Source organism: Micromonospora sp. LOL_025 (genome assembly GCF_048060285.1).
In the GTDB taxonomy this organism is placed as follows: Bacteria; Actinomycetota; Actinomycetes; order Mycobacteriales; family Micromonosporaceae; genus Micromonospora.
The window spans coordinates 1-15,473 of record NZ_JBHMIR010000001.1; the positions used below are offsets into that span (position 1 = coordinate 1).

11 protein-coding genes are annotated in these 15,473 nt (G+C 72.4%); 1 reads left to right on the plus strand and 10 read right to left on the minus strand.

Annotated features, from left to right (window positions below; all coding sequences use genetic code 11):
- Positions 1 to 160: 160 nt before the first annotated feature.
- Positions 161 to 517 carry a VOC family protein gene (locus tag ACFHW0_RS00005; protein WP_416604576.1) on the minus strand — a complete coding sequence of 119 codons (357 nt, stop codon included), beginning with the start codon at positions 515 to 517 and terminating at the stop codon, positions 161 to 163.
- 159 nt (positions 518 to 676) lie between these two features.
- Here ACFHW0_RS00005 and ACFHW0_RS00010 point away from each other — a divergent pair, with 159 nt between their 5' ends.
- Positions 677 to 3,532: an aconitate hydratase gene (locus ACFHW0_RS00010; RefSeq protein ID WP_416604577.1), complete on the plus strand. Its 2,856-nt coding sequence runs from the start codon at positions 677 to 679 to the stop codon at positions 3,530 to 3,532.
- Positions 3,533 to 3,585: 53 nt separating this feature from the next.
- Here the strand turns inward: ACFHW0_RS00010 and ACFHW0_RS00015 are convergent, their stop codons facing one another.
- From ACFHW0_RS00015 to ACFHW0_RS00055, 9 genes are all read right to left on the minus strand, one after another.
- A complete protein-coding gene (locus ACFHW0_RS00015; RefSeq protein ID WP_416604578.1) occupies positions 3,586 to 5,646 on the minus strand; it encodes a pectate lyase family protein in 2,061 nt (686 codons plus the stop codon).
- Between the two features lie 541 nt (positions 5,647 to 6,187).
- Positions 6,188 to 6,799, minus strand: coding sequence for a GTP-binding protein (locus ACFHW0_RS00020; RefSeq protein WP_121400720.1), 612 nt, complete (start codon positions 6,797 to 6,799; stop codon positions 6,188 to 6,190).
- The gene (locus ACFHW0_RS00025) at positions 6,780 to 7,166 is read right to left on the minus strand and encodes a DUF742 domain-containing protein (RefSeq protein WP_121400719.1); all 387 of its coding nucleotides are present in this window, start codon (positions 7,164 to 7,166) and stop codon (positions 6,780 to 6,782) included. Before ACFHW0_RS00025 ends, ACFHW0_RS00020 begins: the two co-directional genes overlap by 20 nt.
- 5 nt (positions 7,167 to 7,171) lie before the next feature.
- Positions 7,172 to 7,594, minus strand: a complete 423-nt coding sequence (locus ACFHW0_RS00030; protein ID WP_091629996.1) for a roadblock/LC7 domain-containing protein — start codon at positions 7,592 to 7,594, stop codon at positions 7,172 to 7,174.
- 91 nt (positions 7,595 to 7,685) lie between these two features.
- Entirely contained in the window at positions 7,686 to 10,274 is a 2,589-nt protein-coding gene (locus ACFHW0_RS00035) for a nitrate- and nitrite sensing domain-containing protein (RefSeq protein ID WP_416604580.1), read from the minus strand.
- A 124-nt stretch (positions 10,275 to 10,398) separates the two neighbouring features.
- Entirely contained in the window at positions 10,399 to 11,940 is a 1,542-nt protein-coding gene (locus ACFHW0_RS00040; protein WP_416604581.1) for a prenyltransferase/squalene oxidase repeat-containing protein, read from the minus strand.
- Between the two features lie 95 nt (positions 11,941 to 12,035).
- The gene (locus ACFHW0_RS00045; protein WP_416604583.1) at positions 12,036 to 12,941 is read right to left on the minus strand and encodes a terpene synthase family protein; all 906 of its coding nucleotides are present in this window, start codon (positions 12,939 to 12,941) and stop codon (positions 12,036 to 12,038) included.
- Entirely contained in the window at positions 12,938 to 14,329 is a 1,392-nt protein-coding gene (locus ACFHW0_RS00050) for a cytochrome P450 (RefSeq protein ID WP_416604585.1), read from the minus strand. Before ACFHW0_RS00050 ends, ACFHW0_RS00045 begins: the two co-directional genes overlap by 4 nt.
- A gap of 148 nt (positions 14,330 to 14,477) precedes the next feature.
- Positions 14,478 to 15,398: a GNAT family N-acetyltransferase gene (locus ACFHW0_RS00055; protein WP_416604586.1), complete on the minus strand. Its 921-nt coding sequence runs from the start codon at positions 15,396 to 15,398 to the stop codon at positions 14,478 to 14,480.
- Between the last annotated feature and the right edge of the window lie 75 nt (positions 15,399 to 15,473).

Sequence of the window (15,473 nt, forward strand, 5' to 3'; positions counted from 1 at the left end):
GCTACACCGCCTGACGGCGACAACACCCGCACCACGACAAGGGCCGGACCCCGCACAGGGGCCCGGCCCTTGTCGTCGACTCCACCCCGCACCGGGGCACCCGGGGCGGGCGACCCGGCCGCCCGAGTCGGCAGTTCCGCCCGCGCCCGAGCGCGGCGGGTCAGTCGACCGGGGCGAGGAACTCCAGCCGGTTGCCGTGCGCGTCCTGGGAGTGGAAGCGGCGCATCCCGGGCAGCTCGTCGTCGCCCCGGGTGACCGGGTACCCGGCGGCGACCAACCGGGCGGCGAGCGCGTCCAGGTCCGGCCACAGCAGACCCGGGTGGGCCTTGCGGGCGGGACGGAACCCGTCCTCCACGCCCAGGTGCAGCTCCGCGCCGTGGCCGGTGAACCAGCAGCCGCCGCGGGCCGCGAGCGCGGGTGGCTTGGGCTTCTCGGTCATCCCGAGCACCCCGACGTAGAAGGCTCGCGACGCCTCCTCGGAGCCGCGTGGGCAGGCGAGCTGGACGTGATGGATCATGGTGGCACCTCCTCGTCCCGAACGATGGCACGAGGTTGCGAAGTTAGCAAGACGGACGTACGGTTTTGTTGACGACGAGATCGGCGGTAAGTGTCCCCTAACCACGGCGGCACCCCGACCGGTGCGACAGACTGCTCAGGACTACTCACGGTCGCTGGTGTGAAGGAGTACGACGTGGCGAGCCTCGACACCTTCGGTGCGAAGACCCAGCTACGCGTCGGAGACGCGAGCTACGAGATTTTCAAGATCAGCAAGGTGGAGGGGCACGAACGGCTCCCCTACAGCCTGAAGATCCTCCTGGAGAACCTGCTCCGGACCGAGGACGGCGCGAACATCACCGCCGACCACATCCGGCAGCTCGGGGCCTGGGAATCCGACGCCGACCCGAGCGTCGAGATCCAGTTCACCCCGGCGCGGGTGCTCATGCAGGACTTCACCGGCGTGCCCTGCGTGGTCGACCTGGCCACCATGCGCGAGGCGGTGCGGGACCTGGGCGGCGACGCCACCAAGGTGAACCCGCTCGCCCCGGCAGAGCTGGTCATCGACCACTCCGTCATCGCCGACCTGTTCGGTCGCGAGGACGCCTTCGAGCGCAACGTCGAGCTGGAGTACGAGCGCAACAAGGAGCGCTACCAGTTCCTGCGCTGGGGCCAGACCGCGTTCAACGAGTTCAAGGTCGTCCCGCCGGGCACGGGCATCGTGCACCAGGTCAACATCGAGTACCTGGCCCGTACGATCATGGAGCGCAACGGCCAGGCGTACCCGGACACGGTGGTCGGCACCGACTCGCACACCACGATGGTCAACGGCCTGGGCGTGCTCGGCTGGGGCGTCGGCGGCATCGAGGCCGAGGCCGCGATGCTCGGCCAGCCGGTCAGCATGCTGATCCCGCGCGTGGTGGGCTTCAAGCTCTCCGGCGAGATGCCGGCCGGCACCACCGCCACCGACCTGGTGCTCACCATCACCGAGATGCTGCGCAAGCACGGCGTGGTGGGCAAGTTCGTCGAGTTCTACGGCCCGGGCGTGGGCGCCGTGCCGCTGGCGAACCGGGCCACCATCGGCAACATGTCCCCGGAGTACGGCTCCACCGTCGCGATCTTCCCGATCGACGCCGAGACCGTCCGCTACCTGGAGCTGACCGGTCGGGACGCCGCGCAGGTCGCGCTCGTCGAGGCGTACGCCAAGGAGCAGGGCCTCTGGCACGACCCGGACGCCGAGCCGGAGTACTCGGAGCGCCTGGAGCTGGACCTGGGCACGATCGAGCCGTCCCTGGCCGGCCCGAAGCGCCCGCAGGACCGGGTCCCGCTGGGCAACGCCAAGACGCTGTTCCGTTCGGCGCTGACCGACTACGTGGCCGCCGACGAGACCGGCGGCGACCGCGGCCGCAAGTCGGGCGTGCCGCAGCAGGAGAAGCCGTTCGGCGTGCAGGGTCACGCCGACGAGGCGAGCGCCGAGTCCTTCCCGGCCAGCGACTCCCCCGCCAACGGGGTCAGCGACCCGGCCGACGCGCCGCGCGACCTGGAGACGGCGGCGGTCGGCTCCGGCGGGCGCGCCAGCAACCCGACCCGGGTCACCGGCGCCGACGGTGTCGAGTACGAGCTGGACCACGGTGCCGTGGTGATCGCGGCGATCACCTCCTGCACCAACACCTCCAACCCGCAGGTGATGATCGGCGCGGCCCTGCTGGCCCGCAACGCGGTCGACAAGGGCCTGACCCGCAAGCCGTGGGTGAAGACCACCCTGGCTCCGGGTTCCAAGGTCGTCATGGACTACTACGAACGGGCCGGCCTCACGCCCTACCTGGAGAAGCTCGGCTTCCACCTGGTCGGCTACGGCTGCACCACCTGCATCGGCAACTCCGGCCCGCTGCCGGAGGAGGTCTCGGCCGCGGTCAACGAGGCCGACCTGGCCGTCGTCTCCGTGCTCTCCGGCAACCGCAACTTCGAGGGCCGGATCAACCCGGACGTCAAGATGAACTACCTGGCGTCCCCGCCGCTGGTGGTCGCGTACGCGCTGGCCGGCACGATGGACATCGACCTGGCCAACGAGCCGATCGGCGAGGACAGCGAGGGCAACCCGGTGTTCCTGCGGGACATCTGGCCCAACAGCGCCGAGATCCAGGACGTCATCGCCTCGGCGATCGGCGCCACCGGCTTCAGCGCCGCGTACGAGGACGTCTTCGCCGGTGACGAGCGCTGGCAGTCGCTGCCCACCCCGACCGGCGACACGTTCGCCTGGGCGCAGGAGTCCACCTACGTCCGCAAGCCCCCGTACTTCGAGGGCATGGAGCGGGAGCCGAAGGCCGTCGTCGACATCACCGACGCCCGGGTGCTGGCCAAGCTGGGCGACTCGGTGACCACCGACCACATCTCGCCGGCCGGTTCCATCAAGGCCGACTCGCCCGCCGGGACGTACCTCGCCGAGCACGGCGTGCCGCGGCACGAGTTCAACTCGTACGGCTCCCGCCGGGGCAACCACGAGGTGATGATCCGGGGCACCTTCGCCAACATCCGGCTGCGCAACCAGCTGGTCCCCGGCGTCGAGGGCGGCTTCACGGTCAACCACCTGACCGGCGAGCAGGCCTCGATCTACGACGCCTCGGTGGCCTACCAGGAGGCGGGCATCCCGCTGGTCGTGCTGGCCGGCAAGGAGTACGGTTCCGGCTCGTCGCGCGACTGGGCGGCCAAGGGCACCATGCTGCTCGGCGTCCGGGCGGTCATCGCCGAGTCGTACGAGCGCATCCACCGCTCGAACCTGATCGGCATGGGCGTGCTCCCGCTGCAGTTCCCGGCCGGCGAGACCGCCGAGTCGCTCGGCCTCAGCGGCACGGAGACGTTCTCCATCACCGGTGTGACCGCGCTGAACGACGGCGAGACCCCGCGTACGGTCAAGGTCAGCACCGACACCGGCGTCGAGTTCGACGCGGTGGTCCGGATCGACACCCCCGGCGAGGCGGACTACTACCGGCACGGCGGCATCCTGCAGTACGTGCTGCGTCGCATGATCGCCAACTGACGACACGGACGAGGGCCCCCTGCCACGACGGCAGGGGGCCCTCGCGTGTCCGGTCAGATGCGGCCGGTGCCGGCGCCCGCGACGACCAGGGCGGGCACGTCCGCCGCCGGGTCGAGGGTGTACGGGTAGTACGTGCGCGGCTCGACCACGGTGCCGTTCGTCTCCGGCGTGCCGGAGCCGACGTACACGTTGTGGCGCTGCACCGCCCGGCCGGGCCCGCTGTCGGCGTAGCCGCTCGCCGACCACAGCGGGTGCGGCACGTCGCGGAAGTAGTTCCCCTCCACCAGCACGCCGGCGTTCTCCGTCGACGCCACGCCGTAGAGGGCGTTGCCGAGGAAGTAGTTGTTGTAGACGTGCACCGGCTCGCCGAAGCGGACCCGGGGGTGCCGCTGGCGGCTGTTGTCGAAGAAGTTGTGGTGGATGCTGACCTTCAGCCGGCCCACGTCGGTGGAGGCCGAGCCGTCGGAGTGGCCGATCAGCATCGACTTGTCCGCGTGGTCGAAGTGGTTCCACGACACCGTCACGTAGTCGGCGCCGCGCACGATGTCGACCGAGCCGTCCACCGCGCCGGAGAAGCGGTTGTGGTCGATCCAGATGTGGTGCGAGTTCTGGCCGACGTTGATCGCGTCGTCCTCCGCGTTCGTGAAGTTGATGTTGCGGACGATCACGTTGTACGACCGGTAGAAGTCCAGCCCGCCGCCGGTGATCTCGGCGTTGCCGACCCCGACGATGGTCTTGTTGGGGCGTACCCCCTGCTTGCTGGTGATCGCGATCCGCCCGGTGACCTGGATGACCAGCGGGCCCACCGTGTCGATGTGCTCCAGGAGGTCCGCCGCGTTGGTCGCGGTCACGGTCGGTCCGCCGGCGCCGCCGGTGGTGCCGTTCTGGCCGAGGGCGGCCACGGCGGCGAAGCCGTCCGGGCCCGCGGCGGCCGGCGCGGCGAGGGCCGTGGTCCTGCCGGGCCCGGCGCCCGCCGGGACGATGGTCGGCACGCTCGCGGCCGGGTCGAGGGTGTACGGGTAGTACCCGCGCGGGTCCGGCACCGTGCCCCGGGTCTCGATCGGGTGGTTGCAGGCGATGAGGATGTTGCCCCGCTCGACGATGCGGCCGAGGTCGCCGCTGAAGTCGACCCGGCCCGGATTGTTCACACTGTAGAAGTAGTTGTTCTCCATCAGCACGGCGGCGTCGTACGTGGAGGCCACCCCGTAGCTGTTGTCGTTGTAGTGGTTGTTGTAGACGTGCGCGAGCGCGGAGAAGCGCACCCGCGGGTTGCGCTGGTCGGAGCGGTCGAAGAAGTTGTGGTGGTACGTGACCCGCAGCCGGCCGATGTCCTGGGGGCCGGCGTCCTCGTCGTGGCCGAGCAGCAGCGTCTTGTCGTGGTCGTGGAAGTGGTTCCAGGAGACCGTGACGAAGTCCGAGCCACGCTTGATGTCGACCGCGCCGTCGTCGCCGTTGGAGAACTCGTTGTGGTCGATCCAGATGTGGTGCGAGAACATCTGGATGTTGATCAGGTCGTCCGTCGCGCCGGTGAGGTGCAGGTTCCGGATGATGATGTTGTGCACCGCGTTCGCCGGGGGCGAGGTCACGTCGTCGTCGACCGGCACGCCGATGTTGAGCCCTCCGCCGGAGAGCGTCGCGTCGTCGCCGAGGCCGACGATCGTCTTGTCGGAGGCGACGTTCCACATCCCGTCATTGGCGCCGGTGGGCAGCGTGATGGTGCCGGCGACCTGGATGACGTACGGCCCCGGGCGGGCGATGTGGTCGAGGAACTGCGCGGTGGTGGTGACCGTGACGACCGGCCCGCCGGCGCCGCCGGTGGTCCCGTTCTGGCCGAGGGCGGAGACGCTGGCGAAGCCGTCCGCCGCCGCGGCCGGAGCGGTGCCGGATGCCGTCCGCAGGGCGGTACCGGCCGTAGCCGGAGCGGTGCCCGGTGCCGTCTCCGAGGCGGTGCCGGATGCTGCCTGCGGGGCGGGTGGAGCCGGCGGGGCGGGCTGGGGCGCGGCGCCGGCCGGTGATGCCGGTGCCACCAGGGCGGCGGCCAGGCCGGCGGCGGCGAGCAGCCGTCGGCGACGCCCGGGCCGTGGCGGCCCGTCCGGGTTGCGGGTCGCGAGCATGAGGTTCCGCCTTTCTCGTACGGCCGATCGCCGGAGCCGGCGCACGACGGCCGGGTGCCGTTCGGGGTGCCGGGGGCGGTCGCGCGGAACCGGACGCGAGTGGGGACGGGCACGCGTCGGGTTGCGGACCGGCACCGGCGATCAGCCAGGTGATGGACGGCGGAAAGCGCTTTCCGAACATCATGCTAGGCAACCCGATTGATCGAAGTCAATCAATCACATTTCACCGCCACCTGACCTCGCGCCCACGGAAGCCACGCACGGTGGACACGGATTGCGCCGTCGACCCGACGTGCGGCCATGCGGAGTCCGCACCCCCTCGCCCCGCCCCACCGACGGGCGTGCCGGCACCCAACGGCCGCGCTGCTCGCTCACCGGTGCCCCGGCACCGGTCCACGTCCGGAGATCTTGGTACGGAAGCGTCCCTTCAGGGGCCGTTCCCTACCAAGATCTCGCCAGCACACCGAAGACTGCGACGCAGCGGGCAGCAGCGGCTGCGCACCGGGGCGGCTGCGGTGCGGGGGTGGTGGCGGTGGTGCGGTTACTCGGCTGCGGCGGCGCGGCGGCGGGCCTCGCGGGTCTTCATGGCGTGCTCCATCAGCGTGATGAGCACCTCCTTGCTGGACTCCCGCTGCCGCGCGTCACAGAGCAGCACCGGCACCCCGGGGTCGAGGTTGAGCGCCGCCTGCACCTCGTCGAGCCGGTACTGCCGGGCCCCCTCGAAGCAGTTGACCGCCACCACGAACGGCGTGCCCCTGCCCTCGAAGTAGTCGATGGAGGGGAAGCAGTCGGCCAGCCGCCGCGTGTCCGCCAGCACCACCGCGCCCAGCGCGCCGAGCGCCAGTTCGTCCCAGACGAACCAGAACCGGTCCTGGCCGGGGGTGCCGAAGAGGTAGAGCACCAGGTCGTCGCTGATGGTGATGCGGCCGAAGTCCATCGCCACGGTGGTGGTCGTCTTGCTCTCCACCCCGGAGAGGTCGTCGATGCCGACGCCGGACTCGGTCAACACCTCCTCCGTACGCAGCGGGCGCGTCTCGCTGACCGCACCGACCATGGTGGTCTTGCCGACGCCGAAGCCACCCGCGACGAGGATCTTGATCGCGGTGGGCAGTGGCGTCGCTCCCGCCGGCCGCTCAGAGTGCCCGTAGTCCATTGATTACCGCCTCGAAAACGCTGTTGTCGGGAAGGCCGGCCGTGGTGTGCGGCTCGCGTACCTGCACCAGGCTGCGGGCCGCCAGGTCACCGAGCAGGACCCGGATGGTGCCCACCGGCAGGTCCAGGTGGGCGGCGATCTCGGCGACGGACTGGATCCGCTGGCAGAGCCCGACGATCGCCAGGTGCTCCGGGCCCAGCCCGACCTCCGGGGTCACGTCCGCACGGGTCGCCGTCACCAGGGAGATCAGGTCGAAGGTGCCGGTGACCGGCCGGGCCCGGCCGCGCGTCATCGCGTACGGGCGCACGACCGGGCCGGCATGGTCGTCGACCCACTGGTGCTCCGAGGACTCCCCCTGCACCGTCATCGCGGCTACTTCTCGCCGGTCTGCTGCTCGCCGGTCCGCGACGGCGACGCCACGTACTTGCCGACGCGGGTGACCAGCATCGCCATCTCGTAGGCGATCAGGCCCACGTCGGCGTCCTCGCTGGCGAGGACGGCGAGGCAGGCGTTGCGCCCGGCCGCTGTGACGAACAGGAACGACGACTGCATCTCGATGATGGTCTGCTGCACCTGCCCGCCGCCGAAGCGCTTGCCGGCGCCCCGGGCCAGGCTCTGGATGCCGGCCGCCATGGCCGCCAGGTGCTCGGCGTCGTCCCGGCCGAGCCCCCGCGAGGCGGCCATCAACAGGCCGTCCGTCGAGAGCGCGACCGCGTGGTCGGCCTGCTTCACCCGGCCGACCAGATCATCCAGCAACCACGTCAGGTCGGCACTCGAAGCCGTCTTCTGCGCCACTCGTCGTCCTCTTCTCCCCCGGCTGTTGTCGCCGTGCTCGTCTCGGCTGACCGGCACGGTGCGGGGGTCCCCCGCACCGTGCCGGCACCGGTCAGGTCGCTTGCAGGTCGTCGTCGGCGTCGGGTTCCTCGCCGGGCTCGGTTCGGCTGTCGCCCGCCCCGCCGAGCAGCCGGGCGGCGTCCGTACGGCCGCGCCGGGTGCCGGTCTGGTAGGAGCTCATCATCCGGCGTACCTGCTCCGGCGGGCGCACCGCGTCGTCGTTCCCGTCGTCGTCCCCGCCGGCTGCCGGATCGTCGCGCAGCTCCGGCACGATGCTGGCCTGCCGGACCCGGACCGGCAGCCCCGAGTCGGTACACGCCGTCACCTGCCGGGCCGTCGGCGCCGGACCGCCGGTCGCCGTGGACCCGGTGTGCGCCTCCGGTGCGGCCGGCTCCGTCGCGTCGGGCGTCTGCGCCGGCGCGGGCCGGGCGGCGGCCGTCGGCAGCCCGGTCGGGAAGGTCGGGCCGTCCAGGGCGTGCTGCTCGGGGCCGCCACGGGGCCGGACGGGCAGTCGCGCGTCGAGGGCCGGACCGGTCGTCGGCAGGCTCCGGCCGCGCGACCGGGTCGGCAGGGCGCCACCGTCGGCGTCCCCCGTGGCGGGGGCGTCGTCGTCCGGCGCCGAACGGGGGCGGGTTGCGAGCGGTTCGGCCAGCGCCACCGGCGCCGTGACGAGCGGCGGCTCGGCGGCGGGGGGCGCCTGGCCGGACGCGCCGGCGGCGGGCAGGCCGGCCCGGAACCCGCCGGAGGTGCTCGGGTCCTCGTCGTCGACGGTCACCAGCTCGGCCGGGATCAGCACGACGGCCGTGGTGCCGCCGTACGCGGACTCCTTGAGCTGCACCCGCACGCCGTGCCGCTCGGTCAGCCGGCTGACGACGTAGAGCCCCAGGCGGGAGGCGTTGGCCAGGTTCAGCTCCGACTGGTCGACGATCCGGTGGTTCGCGGCGGCCAGGTCCTCCTCGCTCATGCCCAGGCCACGGTCCTCGACCTCGATGGCGAAGCCGTTGGCCACCATCTGCCCGCGCACCTCGACCGAGGTGTGCGGCGGGGAGAAGGACAGGCCGTTCTCGATCAGCTCGGCGAGCAGGTGGATGACGTCGCCGACCGCGCGGCCGGTGAGCGAGACCGCGCCGAGGGGCAGCACGTTGACCCGGGTGTAGTCCTCGACCTCGGCGACGGCGCCGCGGACGACGTCGACCATGGGCACGTTGCGCCGCCAGGCGCGGCCCGGGGTGGAGCCGGAGAGGAGGATGAGGTTCTCGGCGTTGCGCCGCATCCGGGTGGCCAGGTGGTCGACCCGGAACAGATCCTCCAGCTCCTCGGCGTCGTGCTCGCGGCGCTCCATCGCGTCGAGCAGGGTCAGCTGGCGGTGCACCAGCGCCTGGGTGCGCCGGGCCAGGCTGAGGAAGACGTCGCGCACGTTGCGGCGCAGCTCGGCCTGCTCGACGGCGGTACGGATGGCGGTCTCCTGCACGGCGTTGAACGCCTTGCCCACCTGGCCGATCTCGTCGTCACCGACCTCCAGCGGGGGCGCCTCCTTGGCGACGTCGACCTCCTCGCCGTGGCCGAGCCGCTCGACCACGCCGGGCAGCCGCTCGTTGGCGAGCCGGAAGGCGGCCTCGCGCAGCCGCTCCAGCTGCCGCAGCAGCGCCCGGGTCGTCGTGACGGAGACGACGATCGAGGCGATGACCGCCAGCAGGCCCAGACCGGTGGCCAGTACGAGGCGCACGACGACCATCGCGGCCACGGTGGAGGCCCGGCCCACGATGTCGTCGCCGCCCGCCACCACCGTGCTGTTGACCTCGGCCAGCGCCTGGTCGACCGTGTTCCGCCACTCGTCCCGGCTCACCGGCAGCTGCGTCGTCGGTTGGCCGCCGCGGATGATGCCGTCCTGGACCGAGCGCAGGCGCTTGAACGAGTCGCTCTCGACGAGCTGCTGGTAGCGCCGCTGGTCGGCGGCGGAGAGCTTCGATCTGGTCTCGTCGCCGAGGAACCGCTCGGCGCCGACGAGCGTGGTGCATCGGGCGTACTCCGGCCCACTCATGCGGCCGCTGCCGAACAGGCCGCTGAGCAGCGCGTCCTGTTGCGAGATGAGTTCCTTCATCCGGTTGAGCTGGATGAGGGCCGCGGCGTCCGCCGCCAGCTCCTTGTCGTCCAGGCTGCCGGTGACGTCGTAGATCTGGAAAATGGATCCGATGGCACGGGTGTAGGCGTCCGCCGCGGAAATCCGGTCGGTGCCGCGATCGAGTACCGCGCCGCGTACCGCTCCCAGGGCCTCCAACTGCGCCACCGATTCGTCGAGCTGCCTGCTCAACGCGTCGCCGCCGGCGACGTCGACCTGCCAGTGCCGCACGGATCTGGTGAAGGAGGCCGTCAACTCCGTCGTCGTGCGGTGTTCGGCCTCGAGCGCCGCCCGCTGCTCCGGCCCCGGGTCGCTGAGGTACGCCTGGGTCAGGCGGCGTTCCAGCTGGAGTTCCTGGAGCAACGGCTCGCTGGGCACGTAGATCTTGGCGTTGAGCATCTGGACGCCGAGCAGATTGAAGCCGTCCCGCAGGGTCACCCAGGCCGCGAACATCCAGAGCGCCACGAGGGAGAGCAGGAGAGCGATAACCTTCGTGCGGATACTCGTACCGCGAGAACGCATTGAACCGTCCCAGGCCGGCGTTGACTCAGGTCATCAACGGCAGATCGTAAAAGCGCGGATGTCCCGCCGGAGGGCCGTGCGGGACAAAGGCAGTGGGTACGCTAGCAGTGTCCACATGGCGCCCTCAAGTTGCTGATTTCTGCCGTCCCGTCATGACATGTGCGCCGCCGCGTCGATTGTCGAGTCGGCTGCGGGCGAGGTGGGAGGCGGCGAGCACCACCGACCGGACGATCGTGGTGGGACAGTAGAGCTCCTTGCCATACCACAGTGGTGGGTGCTCGCGTCGATCGACGTTCGCTCGCAGGTAGGCGCTCGCCCGGAGGGCGGCGACGACCACCGCCGGCTCGTCCGACGGGACGGCCAGCAGGATGTGCAGGGCGTAGGCGGTCTCCTCCGCGGTGCCTCCCCACCGGCCCCACGACCCGTCGTCGCGTTGGTTGGCCAGCACCCAGCGCACCGCCCGACCGACGGCGCCCACGCTGCCGTCGTCCGGAGTGGACTCGGCCAACGCGAGCACGCAGCAGGCGGTGGCGTAGTACGGCGAGGCGTGCCACCGGTCGCGCCAACTGCCGTCGGCCTCCTGCCGCTCCCGGAGCACCCGGGCCAGCCGGCCGATGGCGGTGCGGTGCCGGGAGTCGGCGCCCGGATCACGCGCGGCGTGCTGCGTGAGGGCGTCGAGCACGTGCGCGTTCGTGGTGACGGAGAAGCCGTCCTCCCCCGGCCAGGTGCAGAATCCCTCCGGCGTCTCGTACCCCCACAGACTCGCCGGGGCGAGCGGGCGGCCCAGGCGCCCGAGCGCGTACAGGGTCACGGCGGTGGTGTCCGCGTCGGGCAGCAGGCCCGCTCCGGTGGCGGCACCGGCGGGGCCGACCGCGTCGACCAGGCCCGCGAGGACCGCCTCCGGTGGTCGCACCCCGATGCCGGCCCGGGACAGCCAACTCAGGACCCAGGCACGCTCGAAGACGGTGATCGGCGTGGGGCAGGGCACCGGCCCGCCGCCCTCGCTGACCAGCCGCTCCAGGAAGTCGCGGGCCGCTCGCGCGTCGGCGTCCGGGCCGGCGGTGGCCAGCCACGCGGCGGTAGCTGCCGGCGAGGCCCCGACAGTGGTCGGCGCGGCGGCGCGCGGCCGCGGCCACCGCTGGGCCGGCCCGTCGAGCAGCTCGCCGAAGTGCGCCAGCTTCGGGTGCAGCTCGGTGCCCGCGGCGTGTGCCGCCCGGACCGCGGTCAACCGTCGACGGTCCGTCCCGGAGGGCAGGCTCAGCGGGTGCGTGACCGGCACGGCGGCGTCCGGCCCGGACGTCCGCGCGTTGATCGATTCCACCAGCGCCGGCACGATGAGGTCGGCGGCCGGCGTGTCCGGCACGGCGGAGCCCGCCGCGAGCAGGGTGGACAGGGCGCGCAGTCCGCGCCCGGCCGCGGCGGCCGAGGCCGGGCGGGCGGCCGCCGGCAGGCCCTCGTCGGCCAGCGCCGCCAGCAGCGCGTCCGTGGCGCTCAACGTCGGCACCAGCGCGTAGCCCTCCGGCGGTCCCCACGCGCCGTCGGCGCGCTGGTGCCGGAGAAGGAACGCGACCCGTTCGGTGTGCCCGGCGAGCAGGGGCGCGACGGCGACCAGCCGGCCGGTCTCGTAGACGGAGGGAGCGACCTCTCCCCACGGTCTGCGCGCCATCGCGTCGACGAGTTCCCCGGCCGGGCTTCCGCAGTCGTCCGGACCGCGGCCGGTGCGCGGCGCGGCTGCCGTGACCGCCGGGGATCCGCCGTGGCTCATCGCGTCCCCCAGAAGTCCGAGACCTGATAGAAGCCGGCGGTGAAGGCGAGCTGCCGGCGCATGTAGTCGGCCTGCCGGGGATCGCGCTCGGCCAGCGGGTCGAGCAGCCCGTGGCAGCGCTGCGTGAGCTGGGCCAACCGGTCGCGTACGAGGACCGGGTCGGGAACCAGCATGAGCGCGTTGAGGTCGCCCCACTCCACGTCCCGCTCGTGGGTGGCCAGATCGTTGACCAGGCGCAGCACCCGTTGCACCTCGCGGCCCACTGTCAGCAGCTCGTCCAGGTGCCGGAGACAGTTCCCGTCGCCCGTGGCGACCCAGTGCGTGACGTTGACGAAGGAACAGGCCAGGTTGTCGGCGTTGTCGAGGTAGCGGTCGAGGGTGGGCAGGGATCCGCCCGGGGCACCCGACGCCTTCTTCCAGTCCCACTCCCGGGCCACCGCGGTGAACATCCGCTCCAGTTCGTCGCGCCACACCGGCCGGAGCCGGTCGAACGCCGGCACGGTCGCCAGGTCGTCGCGGATGTCGGCCAGCAGCCGGGCCAGGTGTCGCCCCGCCGGCGGATCGGCGCCGTCGGCGACCGCGAGGCACTCCGCCACCAGCGCGCGCACGTCGTCGGCGGACACCGCGAGATAGTCGACCTGCCAGTCGGCGGCGAAGACCCAGAGCAGCGTACGGGTGGTGATCCGCAGCTCGTCGGCGCTGTGCCAGGGAGCGGTGAAGGCGATGGCGGTGGCGACGGAACCGAGCATCGCGGAGTCGAACGTGTCGGCGGAGAAGAGTCCGGGGTGCGCGGCGGTGACCTTCTGCAGGTCGCGCACGCCCCGCGTGGCGAGGGCGCAGATCCTGCCCTGTTCGGCCACGTCGGCCTGGCCGGCCCTGGACCGCGCGTCCGTCGCGCTCACGGGGCGACCGGCCGCTGCACCGGCGACAGGGTCACCCGCAGCCGTTGCCGGGGCGAGAGCGAGGCGCCCATCCGTGGGGTCAGGTCGGCCGGCGCGGTCGGGCGGAACCGGAAGCGACTCAGCACCGTGCTCACGATGAGCTGCGCCTCCAGGAGGAACAGGTACTGCCCGAGGCACTGGTGCGGGCCCCCGCCGAAGGGATAGTAGGAGTAGCGGTAGCGGCGACGGGGCCGCTCCGGCGAGAAGCGTTCGGGGTCGAACCGCTCCGGGTCGTCCCAGAACATCGGCATCCGTTGGGTCACGTACGGACTGATCAGCACCGTCGCGCCCGCCTTGACCCGCACCCCGCCGAGCACGTCGTCGGCGACCGCCGTGCGGGGGACCATCCAACCGGCGGGATACAGCCGCAGCATCTCGTCCAGCACCATGCGGCCGTAGCGCAGTTCGGCGAGGTGCTCCCGTCGGACCCGGCCGCCGCCCACCACCCGGTCCACTTCGGCGTAGAGCCGCTCGGCGACCTCGGGTTGGGTCTCCAGCACCGGCCAGAGCCAGGACAGCAGCGCGATGGTGGTCTCGGTGGCGGTGGAGAACATGGCCACGACATCGCCGCGGATCTGGTACTCGTCCGGCATGCTGCCGTCCGGACGGGGCCGGCAGAGGATCGAGATGATGTCGTCGTCGTCGCTCGGCCGGGCCCGCGCCTCACGGATGATCGGCAGCACCACCTCGTCGATGGTCCGCACGGCCGCCCGGAACGCGCGGTCGCCGGGCATGGGCACCGAGTAGGGCACGAAGGGCACCAGCAGGCGGGCGATCATCGAGGTGGTGACGGTGTCGAGCGCGGCGCTGATCCGCTCGGCCTCCGGCACGGAGATCCGGTCGGCGAAGAGCACCCGCATGGTGGTGCGCAGGACGATCCGGGTCAGCTCGGCGGCCGTGTCGATCGGCCGCCCCTGCCGGGCCGGCTCGTCCCACTCGTCGACCGCCTCGCTGATCACCTCGGCCATCCGGTCCACCAGGGTCTCGACCCGCTTCGCCGTGAACAGGGGGAGCAGGGCGCCACGGCTGGACTCCCACACCTCGCCCTCGGCGACCAGGATGGCCTCCCCGACGACCCGGCGGACCGGACGCCACAGCAGCCCCCGACCGTCCCGGATGTAGTTGTCCGCCCGGTCGCGCAGCACGTACTGCAGGTGTTCCGGGTGGCTGACCAGGTACGGGCGGAACGACCCGAGGTTGAGCCGGACGACCTCCCCAGCGGATCCCTGCGCGAAGCCGACCAGCGCGCCGAGCGGATCCCGGAGCAGGGCGGGCAGCGCCCGCCGCAGCGGGACCGTGCGCGGGTTCGCGGGGAGGGCGACGCCGTGGCCGTCACGCAAGCTCGACATGCGTACCAGGTCTCCTCGTCGTCTCGACAGTGGTCCCCGGGCGGTCTCACGTGGAGCTTCCACCGCCCGAATGCGGAAGCATCTCACCAATGAGGACGGCAGTTCCAGTGTTTGTGCTGCGAAATGTCCCACTGTCAACAGTGGACGGTCAGCGACGAGGCAACTCCCGCAGGTAGCGCCACTCGGCGGCAACCGGCCGGTATCCGAACCACGCGTTGACCGTCCGCATCGCGTCGTTGCCGGCGTCGTTGATCGTGGACGCCCACCGGAGGCCCGCCGACCGGGCCGCCCGCAGCGACGCGTGCTTGACCGCCCGGGCGAGGCCCCGGCCCCGCCACCCGCTGCGGGTGCCCGTCATCCCCGACAGGTAGCGGTCCCGGCGGTCGGTCAGCGCGAGGCTGAACGCCACCACCACACCGTCGGCCGTCGCCACCGTGCTCAGCGCCCGGTCCAGGTCCGGCCGGTCCCAGTACGCGGCCCGCCACTCGTCGAAGCTGATCTCGTCAATCCCGACGTCGCCCGGCTCGTCCGCGGCGGCGGCCAGGTCCGCCTCGTACAGCGGACGCGGGTCGACCAGGTCCGCAGCCGCGCCCAGCCGCACCCCGACCGGCGCGGCGGGCGCGGCCGGCAGCGCCGCCGCCGACAGGTCCAGGCCCAGGATCACGCTGCGCCGACCGGGCCGGTAGCCGCGCCGCTCGGCGAAGGCGAGCGCCGCCGGGTCGTCGACGACCCGCGCGTACGCCCGGCGCACCCCGAGCCCGGCGAGCCGCTCCTCGGCGGCGGCGAGCAGCGCCGACCCGACGCCCCGCCCCCGGCCCTCGGGGCGCACGACCAGGTTGACGAAGCCGAGCCCCGGCTCGGCGCTCTCGTACAGCAGCCCCGTCCGGGTGACGCCGGCGATCCCGTCGCCCGTCTCGGCCACGAGCATTCCGAAGCGCTCGGCCGGCTTGCCGGTCGCCTGCCAGGCGAGCAGCTCCGGAGTGACCACCAGATGGGGCCGGGCGGCGCGGAGCAGGTCGACGACCGGCACCAGGTCTGACGGGCCGGCGGCCCGGAGGGTGGGGACCATGGCTGGGCAACCTACCGCAGCGGCGGGGGCGGCGGCGGAACCCGGGCGCGTCCGCGTGGCCTGTGCCAGGCTCAG